We start from the raw sequence: 16,146 nt of genomic DNA on the forward strand, positions 1-16,146 counted from the left end.
CCCCGGAGAGCCGCATGGTCGACCCCGCCCGCTCCACCGCCACGTCCGGCAACCCGATCGGTCCGCCGAGTCCGCAACTCGCGACCCAGGCCCAGCTCGCGCTCAGCGCCAATCGCCTGCCCGGCGGCGGCGTCGATGTCCCCGGCCTCGCCGCGAGCGTCGCGCGCATCCGGCAGGACAACCCACAGGCCGCCGGCTGGGTCGAGGCCGAGATCGACCGCAACCTCACCCCGGTCGAGCGCGGCGATCTCGCCCGCACGCTCGAGGGCGGCACGGCGACACCGCCGGCCGCGGCGAACGACGCCGGCCCCGATCCGGTCGAGCTCGGGCTCGATCTCACCCAGCTGGCGCTCGACATCACCGGCATCATCGAGCCGACGCCGATCTCCGACGGCAGCAACACCGTTATCTCGGCCGGCCGCGCGATCGGCTCGCTCTTCTCGGGCGATTTCGGCGAAGCCGGCGGACATGCGCTCAACGGCGTGCTCTCGGCGGCCGGGATCCTCCCCTATCTCGGCGACGCAGCCAAGGCGGGCAAGGTCGGCAAATGGGCGCAAACCGTCAGCGACGCGGTATCGGCGGTCGCCACCAATCCGGCGCTGCGCGGCGCGCTCGAGCCCGCGCTGCGCCAGGTCAAGAACGCCGTCGACGCGATACCACAGGGCGCGATCGACGCGCTCCCCGGCAGCGCGCGCGATGCGATCAACCGGATGAAGGGCCAGCTCGACGAATTCTTCGGCGCGGGCGCGCGGCAGGCCGACGAGGGCGTCTATCGCGGCACCGTGCGCGGCCAGACGGTCGAGCTGCGCGGCGTCGACGCGGTGTCGGTCAACTATGTGAAGCGTGACCGCGCTGCCTATCAGGAGCTCCGCAACACCTTCGACTCGAAGGTGCGCGGCGACTTTCTGCGCGATCTCGCTGGCGATCCGACCAAGGTCGACGCGCTGCGCCGCGCCGGCCTCGATCAGGCCGCGATCGATCGCATCGCCTCGGGCCGCGTGCCGCAGGGCTGGCAGGTCCATCACAAGCTCCCGCTCGACGATGGCGGCACCAACAGCTTCGACAATCTGGTGCTGATCAAGAACGATCCGCACCATATCGCGCTGACGAACGCCCAGCGCTCGCTCGTCGGCGACCTCGCCGTGGGCCAGAGCCGACAGGTGGACTTCCCGATCCCGCGCGGCTTCGTCTATCCTCCGACTCCCTAGTCGTCGGACGGAGCGTTAGGAGCGGATGGCCGGAGACGAGAAGATGGACGCAGTGATAGTGGCGGCGCGCGATGCGCAGGTGGCGGTGGGCGAGGTGGTCCAGCCCGGCGCCGACGAGGCGCGGATCGCCGTGCTCCGCGGCGCGCTCCAGCGCGCGTTCGGCGCGACGCTCCCCGATGACTATGCCGCGCTGCTGCGCCGCTCGGACGGCGTCGATTTCGACGGCCTCGTGCTCTACGGCAGCGCGCAGAGCGAGGCCGCGCCGGGCCCCGGCGGCTTCTGGCAGGGCCTGATCGCCGCCAACCGGCTATGGCGCGAGGGGCCGGGCCACGACGCATATCTGGTGCTCGGCGAGACCGACATGGACTTGTTCACGGTCAACCTAGACGGCACCGCGCCGGTGCTGCGCGACAAAGTGTCGAGCGACGTCAACGAGCGTTTTCCCAGCGTCGCCGAGGCACTCCAGAAGCTGCTGTCCACGCGCGGCTGAGCTGTGCTCCGGCGAAGGCCGGAGCACTGGCGGCAGGCGCATCGCCCGAAACGGGCGCTCGGGCTTCGCCGGAGCATGGTGCAGCTGATCCGCCCCGCGAAAGATTCCGCCGCAAGCCCGTTGACGAAACCGGCCGGCCTACGCATATCCCCGCTCGCTAGCACTCACCTCGCGTGAGTGCCAAACCCGTTCAACCCTAGTAGAGGATCGCAGCGCAATGAGCTTTCGTCCGTTGCATGACCGCGTGCTCGTCCGTCGTGTCGAAGCCGAGGAAAAGACCGCAGGCGGGATCATCATCCCCGACACCGCCAAGGAAAAGCCGCAGGAAGGCGAAGTCGTCGCCGTCGGCACCGGCACCAAGTCCGAGGACGGCAAGGTGACTCCGCTCGACGTCAAGGCCGGCGACCGCATCCTGTTCGGCAAGTGGTCGGGCACCGAGGTCAAGGTCAATGGCGAAGACCTGCTGATCATGAAGGAATCCGACATCCTCGGGATCGTCGGCTGACCCTTCGCTAGCCTCACTTTCCCCTAACTTTCCCAATTCGAAAGGTCAGCCAACATGGCAGCCAAGGACGTGAAATTCAGCCGCGACGCGCGTGAACGCATCCTGCGCGGCGTCGACATCCTCGCCGACGCGGTCAAGGTCACGCTGGGCCCGAAGGGCCGCAACGTCGTGATCGACAAGTCGTTCGGCGCCCCGCGCATCACCAAGGACGGCGTCACCGTCGCCAAGGAAATCGAACTCAAGGACAAGTTCGAGAACATGGGCGCGCAGATGATCCGCGAAGTCGCGTCGAAGACGAACGACCTCGCCGGTGACGGCACCACCACCGCCACCGTTCTGGCACAGGCGATCGTCCGCGAGGGCATGAAGTCGGTCGCGGCCGGCATGAACCCGATGGACCTCAAGCGCGGCATCGATCTCGCCGTCACCAAGGTGGTCGAGGACATCAAGTCGCGCTCGAAGCCGGTTGCCGGCTCGAACGAGGTTGCCCAGGTCGGCATCATCTCGGCCAATGGCGACACCGAAGTCGGCGAGAAGATCGCCGAGGCGATGGAGAAGGTCGGCAAGGAAGGCGTGATCACCGTCGAAGAGGCGAAGGGTCTCGAATTCGAGCTCGACGTCGTCGAGGGCATGCAGTTCGACCGTGGCTATCTCTCGCCCTATTTCATCACCAACCCGGACAAGATGACGGTCGAGCTCAACGATCCGTACATCCTGATCCACGAGAAGAAGCTGTCGAACCTGCAGGCGATGCTTCCGATCCTCGAAGCCGTCGTCCAGTCGGGCCGTCCGCTCCTGATCATCGCCGAGGACATCGAGGGCGAGGCGCTGGCCACGCTCGTCGTCAACAAGCTCCGCGGCGGTCTGAAGGTCGCAGCCGTCAAGGCGCCGGGCTTCGGCGATCGCCGCAAGGCGATGCTCGAGGACATCGCCGTTCTCACCAAGGGCGAAGTCATCTCGGAAGATCTCGGCATCAAGCTCGAGTCGGTTACCCTCGGCATGCTCGGCACCGCCAAGCGCGTCTCGATCGACAAGGACAACACCACCATCGTCGACGGTGCGGGTGAAGCCGATGCGATCAAGGGCCGCACCGACGCGATCCGCCAGCAGATCGAGAACACCACCAGCGATTACGACCGCGAGAAGCTCCAGGAGCGTCTCGCCAAGCTCGCCGGCGGCGTTGCCGTGATCAAGGTCGGCGGTGCTTCGGAAGTCGAGGTCAAGGAGCGCAAGGACCGCGTCGACGACGCGCTGCACGCCACCCGCGCGGCCGTCGAAGAGGGCATCGTCCCCGGCGGCGGCACCGCGCTGCTCTACGCGACCAAGGCGATCGAAGGCCTCAAGGGCGCCAATGACGACCAGACCCGCGGCGTCGACATCATCCGCAAGGCGCTCTACGCGCCGGTCCGCCAGATCGCGCAGAATGCCGGTCACGACGGTGCGGTGATCTCGGGCAAGCTGCTCGACGGCAACGACACCAACCTCGGCTTCAACGCCCAGACCGACACCTATGAGAACCTGGTGGCGGCCGGCGTGATCGACCCGACCAAGGTCGTCCGCACCGCGCTGCAGGATGCGGCCTCGGTCGCCGGCCTGCTCATCACCACCGAAGCGGCGGTGAGCGAGCTTCCGGAAGACAAGCCGGCGATGCCCGCGATGGGCGGCGGCATGGGCGGCATGGGCGGGATGGACTTCTAAAGTCCTTCCGTTCTGTCCGAACCAATGAGCGAAGGGCCGGGGAAACCCGGCCCTTTTGCTTTGCGACAAATTTGCGACGAATGTGCGCCCCGAACCTTGACCTCGTGGCAGGGATCAGGAACGTGGCCAAAATAGCCAGACAAGGTTTGCGTCGGTGTTTAGCTGGATTTCGGGTCGGTTGCGTTGCTTGGGCGGAAAGCATGAACGGTCGGACAAACATATCGAGCGGACGGGACAGGACGAGCGTTTCGTCAGCAAATGCCGCTTCTGTGGAACCCCGATGCGCCGCCGTGCCAAGCGCGATTGGGTCGTGATTTCGCGCGCGGACTATCGCAACGCGCGGCGCGCGTGACGGATCGGGGTGTGTTGGCACCCTAAGGCAACAAAGCGCTTCCCCTCGCGCCAAAAGCGCGACAGACTGACGGCTTCCAATCTCGCGCCGAGCCTACGCGGCGCCCTCTTCGGGGAAGCCTTTCATGACCGAACTATCCCGCCGCCAGGCGCTGGCCGCAGGCGCGCTCACGACTCTCGCCTTGTCCGCCCCCGGGTGGGCGCAGGGCGCCGCTCCGGCAGGGGGCGCCGCGTGGGATCTGACCGAAATCTATGCCACCGAGGCGGCGTGGGACGCGGCGCGCAAGGGCGCGCTCGCCGCGCTGCCCGGGATCGCGAAATATAAGGGCCGGCTCGGCGAAAGCGCGGGGACGCTGGCCGAGGCGCTGGTCCTCCAGTCCGATCTCGGCCGGACGATCGCGCGGGTCTACACCTATGTCAGCCTCAAGGGCGACGAGGATGTCCGCGTCGCGGCGTGGCAGGAGAAGCAGGCGCAGGCGATCGACCTCTACACCGCGTTCGGCGAGGCCACGGCGTGGTTCGCCCCCGAGCTCCTCACCGTCGGCAAGCCGAAGATCGACGGTTTCGTCGCGTCCAATCCCACGCTCAAGACCCGCTTCGACTTTTATCTCGCCAATATCGTCCGCCAGGCCGAGCACACGCTGTCGCCCGAGGGCGAGGCGATCCTCGCCAGCGCGACGGCACCGCTCCAGGCGCCGGGCGACATCTCCGGCCAGCTGCGTTCGTCCGACATTCCGTGGCCGACGATCAAGCTCTCCGACGGCAAGGAGGTCCGGCTCGACAGCCAAGGCTATACGCTCAACCGCGACGCGCCCAATCGCGCCGATCGCAAGGCCGTGTTCGACGCCTTCTGGGACGCCCATGGCAAGTTCCAGAACTCGTTCGGCGCGACCTACAACGCCAAGGTGAAGAGCGACATCTTCTACGCCAAGGCGCGCAAATACCCGACCTCGCTGGCGAGCGCGCTTTCGGGCGCCAATGTGCCCGAGGCGGTCTATCGCACGCTCGTGGCCGAGGCGAACAAGGGCCTGCCGCAGCTCCATCGCTATTTCGAGCTGCGCCGGCGCATGCTCAAGCTGCCCGACATCGCCTATTACGACATCTATCCGCCGCTGGTGTCGCTCGACCGGCCGTTCAGCCTCGATCAGATGCGCGCGCTGACGCTCGAGGCAGTCAAGCCGCTCGGCCCCGATTATCAGACCCGCATCGCCAAGGCGACCGCCGCGAAGTGGATGGATCCGTGGCCGCGCGAGGGCAAGCGGCCGGGCGCGTACATGAATCCCGGCGCGTCCGAAGTGCATCCCTATCTGCTGCTCAACCTCTCGGAGAAATATGACGGGCTGAGCACCTATGCGCACGAATGGGGCCATGCGCTCCACTCGCTGCTCGCCAACGCCGCGCAGCCGTACGACAAGGCCGATTATCCGATCTTCCTCGCCGAGATCGCCTCGACGCTCAACGAGCAGCTGCTCGTCGCGCACATGCTCAAGCAGGCGAAGACGAAGGAAGAGAAGCTCTTCTATCTCGGCCAGCAGATGGAGAATTTCCGCGGCACCTTCTATCGCCAGACGATGTTCGCCGAGTTCGAGCTGAAGGCGCACGATCTGGCGGAAGCGGGCGAAGGCCTGTCGGGCAAGAAGTTCACCGAGGTCTATTTCGACCTGCTGCGGCGCTATCACGGGCCCAACCTGAAGCTCGAAGCGTCCTACGGCAACGAATGGGCGTTCATCCCGCATTTCTACAACAGCTTCTACGTCTATCAATATGCCACCTGCATCGCCGCAGCGACCTACTTCGCCCAGGCGATCCTGAAGGGCGGGCCGAAGGAGCGCGACAACTACCTGTCGGTGCTCAAGGCAGGCGGTTCGGATTACCCGGTCGACATCCTCAGGCGCGCGGGGCTCGATATGGCCTCGCCGGCGCCGTATCAGGCGCTGGTCGCGACGATGAAGGATACGCTCGATCAGGCCGAGGCGCTGCTCGCCTAACGCGAACCCCGCCGCGTCGGCGCATGGAAATCGGGCGGCTTGTCCGCGATCCATGCGGCGAAGCGGCGGATCTCTTCGCGGTCGCGGAGTTGCTCGATCGTCGGGTAAAGGCGCGCCAGCTCGGCGTTCGATGCGATCGCGTGGATCGTGCGGTGGCAGATCGGGTGGAGCGGCACCGTGTCGCGCCCGCCTTCGCTTTTGGGCACGACATGGTGCCATTCGACGCGCGCGCCGAGGGTGCGATCGCACAGCGCGCACCGCGCCGGAGGAGTCGTGGCGACCCGTTCCGCGGCCGCGAGGGCGGCCTTGCGCCGCACTCGCCCGCCCATCAGTTCTGCATCGCCTCAATGATCTTGCGGACGTCCTGGCTGCGGCCGCGCGGCAGCACCAGAACATCGTCGCCGGTCGCCACCACGATGAGGTCGCGCACGCCCACCAGCGCCACGCGCTTCCCCGCCTCGCTGCGGATCAGGCAATTCTCCGCGTCGATCGCGATCACGTCGCCGCGGCAGACATTGCCCTGCGCATCGCATTCGCTGATCGCGTGGAGCGCGTCCCAGCTGCCGACATCGCTCCAGCCCATCGCGACCGGAACCACCGCGACGCGGGGCGCCTTCTCCATCACGGCATAGTCGATCGAATCGGATGGCGAGGCGGCGAATTCCTCCGCGTCGGGCCAGACCCGAATCCCCTCGCGCCGCGCCTTCTCCATGGCGCGCTGCGTGGCCACGAGCATCGCCGGCGCGTAGACGCTGAGCGCGCCGAGATACATGTCGGCGCGGAACAGGAAGATCCCGCCGTTCCACGCATGATCGCCGGCCGCGAGCATCTCCTCTGCCCGGTCGCGCGGGGGCTTTTCGACGAAGCGCTCGACGCGATGGACGCCGGCGGCGAGCGGCTCGCCAACCTTGATCCAGCCATAGCCGGTCTCCGGCGCGTCGGGTGCGATGCCGAAGGTCACCAGCCAGCCTTGCTCGACCAGCGGCAGCGCTGCCTGGATCGCGGCATGGAACGCCTCGACATCGGCGATCACGTGATCCGACGGCATCACCAGCACCGGATCGGCACCGCCGCCCGCGGCGATCGCGGCGAGCGCGATCGCCGGCGCGGTGTTGCGTCCCGCGGGCTCGAGGATCAGCGCCTGCGCCGCGGTCGCGACGGTGGCGAGCTGGGCCTCGACCTGATCGGCATGGCGCGCGTTGGCGACCACGATGGGCGGCGCGAAACGCTCGCCGGCGGCGCGCAGCGCGGTCAGTTGCAGCATCGTCTGCTCGGCGGTCAGCGGGAGCAACTGCTTGGGCTGTTCCGGTCGCGAGAGCGGCCAGAGCCGGGTTCCCGCCCCTCCGGAGAGGATGACAGGAATGATCGGCTTCGCATCCGGCATGGCGATTGGTTCCCTGATTAAGCTGTAGATTTAGGTACTTGCCCCGCCCAGCTTAACGATGCGGGCTCGAAACGGTTTCGTGCCCGCTATCGTTTTCCGACACTTTCCCGATACGGGCAATGCGTGTCGGGTTTGTTTACACTTGGCCGCTATTCCTGCCGCGGTCATGATCCGCCTGTTCAAGCATTACGTGCCGAATGCCGTGCTGCTGCTCGGCCTGCTCGATATCGTCCTTCTGCTCGTGGCAGGCGAGCTCGGATGGATCCTGCGCGCGCACCAGCTGGGCATGGTGCCCGGCGCCATGTCCGATCGCGCGGCGCAATTGTTCAGCTACATGGCGTTCATCGAAGTCGCGATGATCGCGGTCGGCGTCTATGGCGCCGATGCGCTCCAGTCGCTCCGCTACGCCACCGCGCGGCTGATCGTCGCGGTCTCGCTCGGCGTGATCGGGCTCAGCGTGCTCTATTTCCTGATCCCCCAGATCAGCTTCTGGCGCTCGAATCTGCTCTACGCGATGGGCGTCACCGTCGTGCTGCTGATCTTCCTGCGCATCCTGCTCGGCAAGACGCTCGGCAGCCAGGCATTCAAGCGCCGCATCGTCGTGCTCGGCGCCGGACCGCGCGCCGCGCGGCTCAAGACCTTGTCCAAGACCCCCGGCGCCGGCTTCGCGGTGGTCGGCTATGTCTCGATGAGCGAGGCCAATCGCGTCATCCCCGAAGCGATCGCCCGCGACGCGATCTACAATCTCGCCGATCATGTCGTGCTGCTCAATGCGAGCGAAGTCGTGCTCGCGCTCGAGGAACGCCGCAACGCGCTGCCGCTCAAGGACCTGCTGCGGATCAAGACCACCGGCGTCCATGTCAACGAGATCTCGACCTTCCTCGAACGCGAGACCGGCCGCGTCGATCTCGACAGCGTCAATCCGTCGTGGCTGATCTTCTCCGACGGCTTCTCGTCGGGGCGCATGGTGTCGAGCGCGTTCAAGCGGCTGTTCGACATCGGCGCGAGCCTCGTGCTGCTGCTCCTGACGCTCCCGCTCGTGCTGCTCACGGCGCTCGCGATCAAGCTCGAGAGCAAGGGCCCGGCCTTTTATCGCCAGCGCCGCGTCGGCCTCTACGGCGTCGGTTTCGACGTCATCAAATTGCGCTCGATGCGCCAGGACGCCGAGGTGGGCGGCAAGGCGGTGTGGGCCGAGAAGGACGATCCGCGGATCACCCGCATCGGCCGGATCATCCGCAAGCTGCGCGTCGACGAGCTGCCGCAATGCTGGAGCGTGCTCAAGGGCGAGATGAGCTTCGTCGGGCCGCGCCCCGAACGGCCCCAGTTCGTCGAGGATCTCGAGCAGAAGCTGCCTTATTATGCCGAGCGCCACATGGTGAAGCCCGGCATCACCGGCTGGGCGCAGATCAACTATCCTTATGGCGCCTCGATCGAGGATTCGCGCCAGAAGCTCGAATATGACCTGTTCTACGCCAAGAACTACTCGCCCTTTCTCGATCTGCTGATCCTGCTCCAGACGATCCGCGTCGTGCTCTTCCCCGAAGGCGCGCGGTGATGACCGCGACGCTGATTCTGTGGAGCCACGCCCTCGCGGCGTTGCTGTTCGGCGGCCTGACCTTGTGGACGGTGCGCGCGCCGGCGGGCGGCCTGCCGCGCCGCCCGCTCGCCGCCGCCTTCGCGCTGACCGCGCTGTGGGCGCTCGCGGTTTCGGGGATCGGCGCCGACGACATGGTCACGCGCATCTTCGAGACGCTGCGCAGCCTCGCCTGGCTCGGCTTCATGGTCACGCTGCACCGGCGCGACGCCAATGTCCGCCCGCCGCTCGCGCTCGGCACCGTCTATGGCGTGGTCGCGCTCGTCGGCATCGCCGCGCTGGTGCTCCACATCGCGGCGAGCGTCGACGGCCCGGACGCGCTCGAATCGATCGAGAGCGCGGTGCTGCTGCTGCGCATGCTCGTCGCGGTCGCGGCGCTGGTGCTGGTGCAGGCGCTCCATTCGGCGCTCAATCCGTCGGCGGGCAGCGGGCTGCGCTGGATCGTCGCCGCGCTGGCCGGGCTGTGGGTCGCCGATTTCGTCCTGTTCTGCACCGAATATCTCGGCGCCCAGCCGCACCCCCAGTCGATCGCCGCGCGCGGCGTCGCGATGATCGCCGTCGCGCTGGCGATGGTCACCGCGCTCCAGCGCAAGGGCGCGCTCAACGTCCAGGTCTCCCGCGCCGTCGCCTATCAATCGCTGTCTCTGGTCGCGATCGGCGCCTATTTCGCGCTGCTCGCGCTCGCCACCAGCGCGCTCGCGACGATCGGCGGAAGCAACGCCCGCGTCTTCCAGACCGCCTTCGTGCTCGGCTCGACCGCGGCGATCCTCACGCTGGTGTCGAATGGCTGGCTGCGCGTGTGGATCAAGGTCAAGCTCGCCAAGCACTTCTTCCGCCACCGCTATGATTATCGCGCGGAGTGGATGCGATTCACCGACACGCTCGGCGCCCCCGGCGGCGCCGCGCCGCTCGACGAGCGCATCGTCAAGGCGATCGCCGATCTCACCGAATCGCCCGCCGGTCTGCTGCTCGTGCCCGACGATGCGGGGCTCGGCCCCGGCGCGAGCTGGAACTGGGACCGCAGCCTGTTCCCCGCCACCGGCGACGCGACGCTCGCCGCCCATCTCGCCGAAACCGGCCGGATCGTCGAGCTCGACCGGGTGCGTGATGATCCGCATTGCCCCGATGCCGGCGCGGTGCCCGGGTGGATGCTCGAGCTCGCCGACGCCTGGGTGATCGTGCCCCTGCCGCACATGGAGAGCATCGCGGGCGCGATCCTGCTCACACGTCCGCCGCTGAACCGCGCGCTCGACTGGGAGGATTTCGACCTGCTCAAGGTCGCCGGCCGCCAGGTCGCGAGCTATCTCGCCGAGGCGCGCGCGCAGGAAGCGCTCGCCGACGCCCAGCGTTTCGACGAGTTCAACCGGCGCTTCGCCTTCATCCTCCACGACATCAAGAACCTCGTCAGCCAGCTCACGCTCACCGCGCGCAACGCCGAGCGGCATGCCGACAAGCCCGAATTCCGCGCCGACATGGTCGCGACACTCAAGGAATCGGCCGAGCGCATGAACGCGCTGCTCGCCCGCCTCTCGCAGCATCATCGCGGACGGAGCGAGGCGCCGCACGCGATCGAAGTGATGCCGCTGGTCGAGCGCCTCGCTGTCGCGCGCCGGCGTCAGCATCCGGTGACCGTGTCGGGCGTGCGCGGCGCGGTGGCGCATGCCGATCCGGCGAGCCTCGAGCAGCTGCTCAACCAGCTCCTCCAGAACGCGATCGACGCCAGCCCGGCCGAGGAGCCGGTGGTGCTCACCATCGCCGCCGATGGGCTCACCGTCGCGATCAACATCGTCGATCGCGGCTGCGGCATGTCGCCTGCCTTCGTCCGCGACAAACTGTTCAAGCCCTTCGTCTCGTCCAAGCCCGGCGGCTTCGGCATCGGCGCGTTCGAGGCGCGCCAGCTCGCCGCCGCGATGGACGGCAGGATCGAAGTCGCGTCGCGCGAAGGCAAGGGGACGCGCTTCCGCGTCATCCTCAAGGCCGCGCACGCCGCCGATTTGCCGCGGGATCGCGCCGCATGACCGATATGAAGAAGCTGCTGATCGTCGAGGACGATGCCGGGCTCCAGCGCCAGCTGCGCTGGGCCTATGAAGGCTATGCGATCCACACCGCCGCCAATCGCGAGGAGGCGATCGCCGTCATCCGCGCCGAGGAGCCACAGGTCGTCACGCTCGATCTCGGCCTGCCGCCCGACCCCGACGGCACCACCGAAGGCTTCGCGACGCTTGAGACCATCCTGAGCCTCGCCCCCGACACCAAGGTGATCGTCGCCTCGGGGCACGGCGCGCATGAATCGATGCTCAAGGCGATCGCGCTCGGCGCGTGGGACTTCTATCAGAAGCCGATCGACATCGACGCGCTCGGGCTGATCGTCGCCCGCGCCTTCCACGTCCACGCGCTCGAGGCCGAGAACCGCCGCCTCGCCGGGCGTGCCGAGGCCGGCGCGGTGCTCGGCGGCATGATCACCGGTGCGCCCGAGATGCTCAAGGTCACCCGCACGATCGAGCGCGTCGCCGGCGCCGACGTCTCGGTGATGCTGCTCGGCGCCAGCGGTACCGGCAAGGAGCTGCTCGCGCGCGGGCTGCACGAGAAGAGCCGCCGCAAGGGCGCGTTCGTCGCGATCAACTGCGCCGCGATCCCCGAGACCCTGCTCGAGAGCGAGCTGTTCGGCCATGAGAAGGGCGCGTTCACCGGCGCGGTGAAGACCACCGAGGGCAAGATCGAGCTCGCCCAAGGCGGGACGCTGTTCCTCGACGAGATCGGCGACGTGCCGCTGCCCTTGCAGGTCAAGCTGCTCCGCTTCCTGCAGGAGCGGGTGATCGAACGGATCGGCTCTCGCAAGCCGATCGCGGTCGACACGCGCGTGGTCTGCGCGACGCATCAGGATCTCGACGCGATGGTCGCCGAGAACCGCTTCCGCGAGGACCTCTACTATCGCCTCGCCGAGATCGTCGTGCGCATCCCCAGCCTCGCCGAGCGTCCCGGCGATGCCGGTCTGCTCGCACGGCATTTTCTCCAGAAATACGCCGCGCAGATGAACACCGGCGCGCGCAGCTTCGCGCCCGATGCGCTCGCCGCGATCGACGCCTGGGGCTGGCCGGGCAATGTCCGCGAGCTCGAGAACCGGGTGAAGCGCGCCGCGATCATGGCCGAGGGCAAACATGTCACCGCCGCCGATCTCGACCTCGAGAACAAGGCCGATCCGATCCCGATCAACCTCAAGGCGGCGCGCGAGCTCGCCGATCGCAAGGCGATCCGTCACGCGCTCGCGCGCGCCGAAGGCAATATCTCGGGCACCGCGCGGCTGCTCGGGATCAGCCGCCCCACGCTCTACGATCTGATGAAGGCCTATGACCTCCAGCCGTAACCGCTCCCGCTCCGCCCGGCGCAAGCCGATCCTCCGCCGCCTGATCGTGCTCGGCGGCGCGATCGGCGCGTTCGCGCTGGTGCTCGCGGCATGGTTCGCGCTCGTCCGCGGGCGGCCCGATCCGGCGGCGGCAGAGCAAGCGGTCGAGCGCAGCGGAAAACTGCTCGAGGCGCACAACGCCAGCGCCGCGCGCGATCAGGCGCGTGTCGCGGTGCGCGCCGATCCGGGCAACGCCCAGGCGCATCTGATACTCGCCAAAGCCCTGCTCGCGCTCGACGACGGCGCCGCTGCCGAACCCGAGCTGCGCCGCGCGCTCGAGGCCGGCTACAAGCCCGGACAGGTCGCGCATCTGCGTGCGCATGCGCTGCTGCTGCAGGGCGAGGCGGAAAAGGCGCTGGCCGAAGTCGCCAAGGCCGATCCGCGGGCGCGCGGCTATGCGCTGCGCATCCGCGCCCGCGCGCTCGCCGCGCTCGGCAAGCTCCCCGAGGCCTTTGCCGCGCTCGATCAGGCCGTCCGCGCCGCGCCGCGCGACGCCGACATCCAGGTCGATGCCGGCCGGCTCAAGCTCGACGCGGGCGACGTGCTCGGCGCGATCCGCGCCTCCGAACAGGCCGTGAAGCTCGACGGCGGCAATACCGACGCGCTGGTGCTGCGCGGCGAGATGGTGCGCAGCCAGTTCGGCCTGATCGCCGCCTTGCCCTGGTTCGAGGCCGCTCTACAGCGCGACCCCGAGGACTATGGCGCGCTGATCGAATATGCCGCGACGCTGGGCGATGCCGGGCGCGCGGTGGATTCGCTCAACGCGACGCGGCGCGCGCTGGCGGCGCGACCGGGCAGCCCGCAGGCGCTCTATCTTCAGGCAGTGATCGCCGCGCGCGCGGGCAACACCGATCTCGCCCGCAGCCTGATCGAACGCGCCGGCCCCGGGCTCGCCCAGATCCCCGCGGCCTTGCTGCTCGGTGGTGCGCTCGACGTCGAATCCGCCGATTACGAGCAGGCGATGGACAAGCTCCGGCCGGTCGTCGCCAATCAACCGATGAATCTCGCGGCGCGCAAGCTGCTCGCGGTCGCGCTGCTGCGCACCGACAGCGCGCGCAATGCGATCGACTTGCTGCGCCCGGTGATCGAACGCGGTGACGCGGACAGCTATGCGCTCACCCTTGCCGCGCGCGGCTATGAACGCATCGGCGACCGCGCCGCCGCGGCGCAATTGCTCGATCGTGCCGCCTGGCCGGAGCGCGGCGATGCCGCTGCCTTCTCGACCGATGACAGCACCGCCGTGCTCGCCGCCGATGCCGATCAGCGCCCGGGCGATCCGGCCGCGCTCGTCCCGCTGATCCGCGCGCTGATCGGCCAGGGCGACAAGGCGGGCGCGCTCGCAAGGGCGCAGGACATGGCGCGGCGCCATCCCGGGGCGCCCGCCGCGCACCTGCTCGTCGGCGACACGCTGATGACGATGCACCGCTTCGCCGACGCCGCCGCTGCCTATCGCAGCGCCGCCGATATGCGTTTCGACGAGCCCGCGATGCTGCGGCTGATCGAGGCGCTCGATCGCGCCGATCGCCGCGCCGACGCCGCCACAGTGCTTGCGTTGTTCCTCTCGCAAAATCCGGTCAACGCCGCCGCGTTGCGCGTTTCGGGCCGCTGGCAACTCGCCGCAGGCGATTACGACGCGGCGATCGACACGCTAGAGCTGCTGCGCACGCGCACGGGCGATGGCGATGCCGCGCTCAACGCCGATCTCGCGGTCGCCTATACCGGCGCCGGCGAATTCGAGACGGCGGCGGAATTCGGCGAGGCGGCCTATGCCCTCGCCCCCGCCAATCCGGTGACCGCCGACGCGTGGGGCTGGGCGCTCTATCGCAATGGCGATGCGCAGGGCGCGGTCGAGCTGCTCCAGAAAGCGGTGGTGCTCGCGCCGCACCATGCCGGGCTGCGCTGGCACCTCGCGCAGATCTACGCCGATCTCGGCCGCAAGCCCGAGGCGCGGCAACAGGCGCAAGCCGCGCTTGCCGATCCGCGCTTCGGCGATCGCGCGGCGGCGACCGCGCTCGCCGCGCAATCCTGATCGGGGCAGCGGCGCCCCATAAATGAAAGAGGCCGCCGGGCCCCGTCAGGGTACCCGGCGACCTCCGACATGGTCAGCGGCCGGAGAGCTCCAGCCCGGGAGACCATGCGGGCCGCTTTGCGAAGACCGATGCGCGTTGATTGGAGGAGGATACCTCCCGCGCATCTACGGACGGAGGGCTTCCGTTCGCGTCTTCAGCTCAGCGGCGCGTCTCCCGAACGAACTGAACCGACCCCATTGCTGAACCATGAGACATCGGATCACCTCCTTTCGCCAGTTGAAGAACGAGTGTGACTTGCGGCCACGAGCGAATCTTGAATCATCGCGAATCGTAGAACAAGTCTTGTTTTGCGACGAAGATGGTGCGATTCTTAGAGTTCTGTGGTTCGCGACGCGCGCCGCTTCGCGCGACTCAGCCGCGACAATCCTCCGCAACGCGCAAGATTTCGGACCAGGCAGGGACGACGAGGGTCGGTAGTCCGCCGCCTTCGACCACGATCCGCCCCCGGCTGTAACCCATCGCGTCGATCAAGGGATCGCGCGCGCCGAGCTCGGCCACGGCGCCGGCCGTGCCGGGCGCGGTCGAGAGAGTTCGCGACAGGCTGGTGGTGCGGATCGTCAGGCTCGGCGACGCCGCCTGGCCCGCGCGCGACAACAGGATTCGCCCGCGCGTCCGATCGCAGCGAAGGCTCAGCTCGGGCATCCGGCCCACGCCTCCGAACGCGGCGACGCCGCCCTGCCCGTCGGGGCGCCCACTCCAGTCGCCCGGGGTTACCGGCCAGTCGCGCCAGTCGGCGCTGGCCGGCGGCGGCGGCGCAGGGGTCGGCGTGGGCGCGGGCGCGGGAATGGCGACCGGCGGCGCAGGGCGCGGCGGCGGCGCGCTGGGGGCGACGCAGGCGGCGAGCGGCAGGGCCCCGAAGGCGATGCCGGCGAACACGGAGGAACGACGCATGGCGCGCCTTATGCGGGAAGTCCCCCGCCGCCTCAACCGTCGATCAGGCCGCGATCAGGCAGCCGCCCGCCGGCGCGCGATGATCCGCTCGACATGGCTGTAGAGCACTTGCTCCTCGCGCTCGATCCGCTCGGCGAGGCCCGCCATCAGCGCTTCGGTCTCGGCGCGAAACCGCTCCCATTCGCGATTGATCCGGCCGACCGGCCAGGCCGCGATGTAGTTGGCGAAGGTCGGGCCGAGCAGGCCGTGCTCCTGGCGATAGCGCCACGCGATATTGGTCGCGATCGCATCGCCCGAGGAGAGCAGGCGATCGTAGATCAGCAGATCCTCGCGGTTGCAATGATCGAGCAGCGCCTGCGCAAGGCCCCAGCGCAACGCGGCAACCGCGGCGGCATCGGGAACCGGGGCGGCGACGATCTCGAGCAATTGCGCGGCATGAGCTTCGAGTGCCCGATGTTCTGCGCAAAGCTCCGATATCACCCCGAACGACTCCCTGATTGCCGGGGAAGCTAAAAGCATGACTGGCAATCGACGGTAAGTCCGT

13 protein-coding genes are annotated in these 16,146 nt (G+C 68.4%); 9 read left to right on the plus strand and 4 right to left on the minus strand.

Annotated features, from left to right (window positions below; translation table 11 throughout):
* Window positions 1-14: 14 nt before the first annotated feature.
* The 5 genes from E5A74_RS19210 to pepF all read left to right on the plus strand — a co-directional run bounded on the left by E5A74_RS19210 (window position 15) and on the right by pepF (window position 6,240).
* The gene (locus tag E5A74_RS19210; protein ID WP_135987242.1) at window positions 15-1,208 is read left to right on the plus strand and encodes an HNH endonuclease; all 1,194 of its coding nucleotides are present in this window, start codon (window positions 15-17) and stop codon (window positions 1,206-1,208) included.
* Window positions 1,209-1,251: 43 nt separating this feature from the next.
* Entirely contained in the window at window positions 1,252-1,698 is a 447-nt protein-coding gene (locus E5A74_RS19215; RefSeq protein ID WP_135987243.1) for a YrhA family protein, read from the plus strand.
* A gap of 217 nt (window positions 1,699-1,915) precedes the next feature.
* On the plus strand, window positions 1,916-2,203 hold the full coding sequence (gene groES, locus E5A74_RS19220; RefSeq protein WP_135987244.1) for a co-chaperone GroES: 288 nt from the start codon (window positions 1,916-1,918) through the stop codon (window positions 2,201-2,203).
* A 54-nt stretch (window positions 2,204-2,257) separates the two neighbouring features.
* Window positions 2,258-3,901, plus strand: coding sequence for a chaperonin GroEL (groL, locus tag E5A74_RS19225; RefSeq protein WP_135987245.1), 1,644 nt, complete (start codon window positions 2,258-2,260; stop codon window positions 3,899-3,901).
* 476 nt (window positions 3,902-4,377) lie between these two features.
* Window positions 4,378-6,240, plus strand: a complete 1,863-nt coding sequence (pepF, locus tag E5A74_RS19230) for an oligoendopeptidase F (protein ID WP_135987246.1) — start codon at window positions 4,378-4,380, stop codon at window positions 6,238-6,240.
* On the opposite strand, the gene E5A74_RS19235 is transcribed toward pepF, so the two are convergent.
* Both E5A74_RS19235 and E5A74_RS19240 read right to left on the minus strand, forming a co-directional pair.
* Window positions 6,237-6,569 carry an HNH endonuclease gene (locus E5A74_RS19235; protein ID WP_135987247.1) on the minus strand — a complete coding sequence of 111 codons (333 nt, stop codon included), beginning with the start codon at window positions 6,567-6,569 and terminating at the stop codon, window positions 6,237-6,239. The genes pepF and E5A74_RS19235 overlap by 4 nt on opposite strands.
* Window positions 6,569-7,624, minus strand: a complete 1,056-nt coding sequence (locus tag E5A74_RS19240) for a mannose-1-phosphate guanylyltransferase/mannose-6-phosphate isomerase (RefSeq protein ID WP_135987248.1) — start codon at window positions 7,622-7,624, stop codon at window positions 6,569-6,571. Before E5A74_RS19240 ends, E5A74_RS19235 begins: the two co-directional genes overlap by 1 nt.
* Before the next feature lie 166 nt (window positions 7,625-7,790).
* Here E5A74_RS19240 and E5A74_RS19245 point away from each other — a divergent pair, with 166 nt between their 5' ends.
* Genes E5A74_RS19245 through E5A74_RS19260 form a run of 4 tightly spaced genes read left to right on the plus strand, consistent with a single transcriptional unit; the run spans window position 7,791 to window position 14,650 of the window.
* A complete protein-coding gene (locus tag E5A74_RS19245; RefSeq protein ID WP_135987249.1) occupies window positions 7,791-9,179 on the plus strand; it encodes a TIGR03013 family XrtA/PEP-CTERM system glycosyltransferase in 1,389 nt (462 codons plus the stop codon).
* Window positions 9,179-11,236, plus strand: a complete 2,058-nt coding sequence (prsK, locus tag E5A74_RS19250) for an XrtA/PEP-CTERM system histidine kinase PrsK (RefSeq protein WP_135987250.1) — start codon at window positions 9,179-9,181, stop codon at window positions 11,234-11,236. The genes E5A74_RS19245 and prsK overlap by 1 nt, the downstream gene beginning before the upstream one ends.
* Window positions 11,233-12,582, plus strand: a complete 1,350-nt coding sequence (prsR, locus tag E5A74_RS19255; protein WP_135987251.1) for a PEP-CTERM-box response regulator transcription factor — start codon at window positions 11,233-11,235, stop codon at window positions 12,580-12,582. The genes prsK and prsR overlap by 4 nt, the downstream gene beginning before the upstream one ends.
* Window positions 12,566-14,650 (plus strand): tetratricopeptide repeat protein, encoded by a 2,085-nt coding sequence (locus tag E5A74_RS19260; RefSeq protein WP_135987252.1) that lies wholly within the window; start codon window positions 12,566-12,568, stop codon window positions 14,648-14,650. Before prsR ends, E5A74_RS19260 begins: the two co-directional genes overlap by 17 nt.
* Before the next feature lie 412 nt (window positions 14,651-15,062).
* Here E5A74_RS19260 and E5A74_RS19265 read toward each other — a convergent pair whose 3' ends face one another.
* Together E5A74_RS19265 and E5A74_RS19270 are read right to left on the minus strand one after the other, a co-directional pair.
* Window positions 15,063-15,602 (minus strand): hypothetical protein, encoded by a 540-nt coding sequence (locus E5A74_RS19265; protein ID WP_135987253.1) that lies wholly within the window; start codon window positions 15,600-15,602, stop codon window positions 15,063-15,065.
* A gap of 54 nt (window positions 15,603-15,656) precedes the next feature.
* Entirely contained in the window at window positions 15,657-16,121 is a 465-nt protein-coding gene (locus E5A74_RS19270) for a hemerythrin domain-containing protein (protein ID WP_135987254.1), read from the minus strand.
* Window positions 16,122-16,146 lie beyond the last annotated feature (25 nt).

The organism is Sphingomonas naasensis, assembly GCF_004792695.1.
GTDB lineage: Bacteria > Pseudomonadota > Alphaproteobacteria > Sphingomonadales > Sphingomonadaceae > Sphingomonas > Sphingomonas naasensis.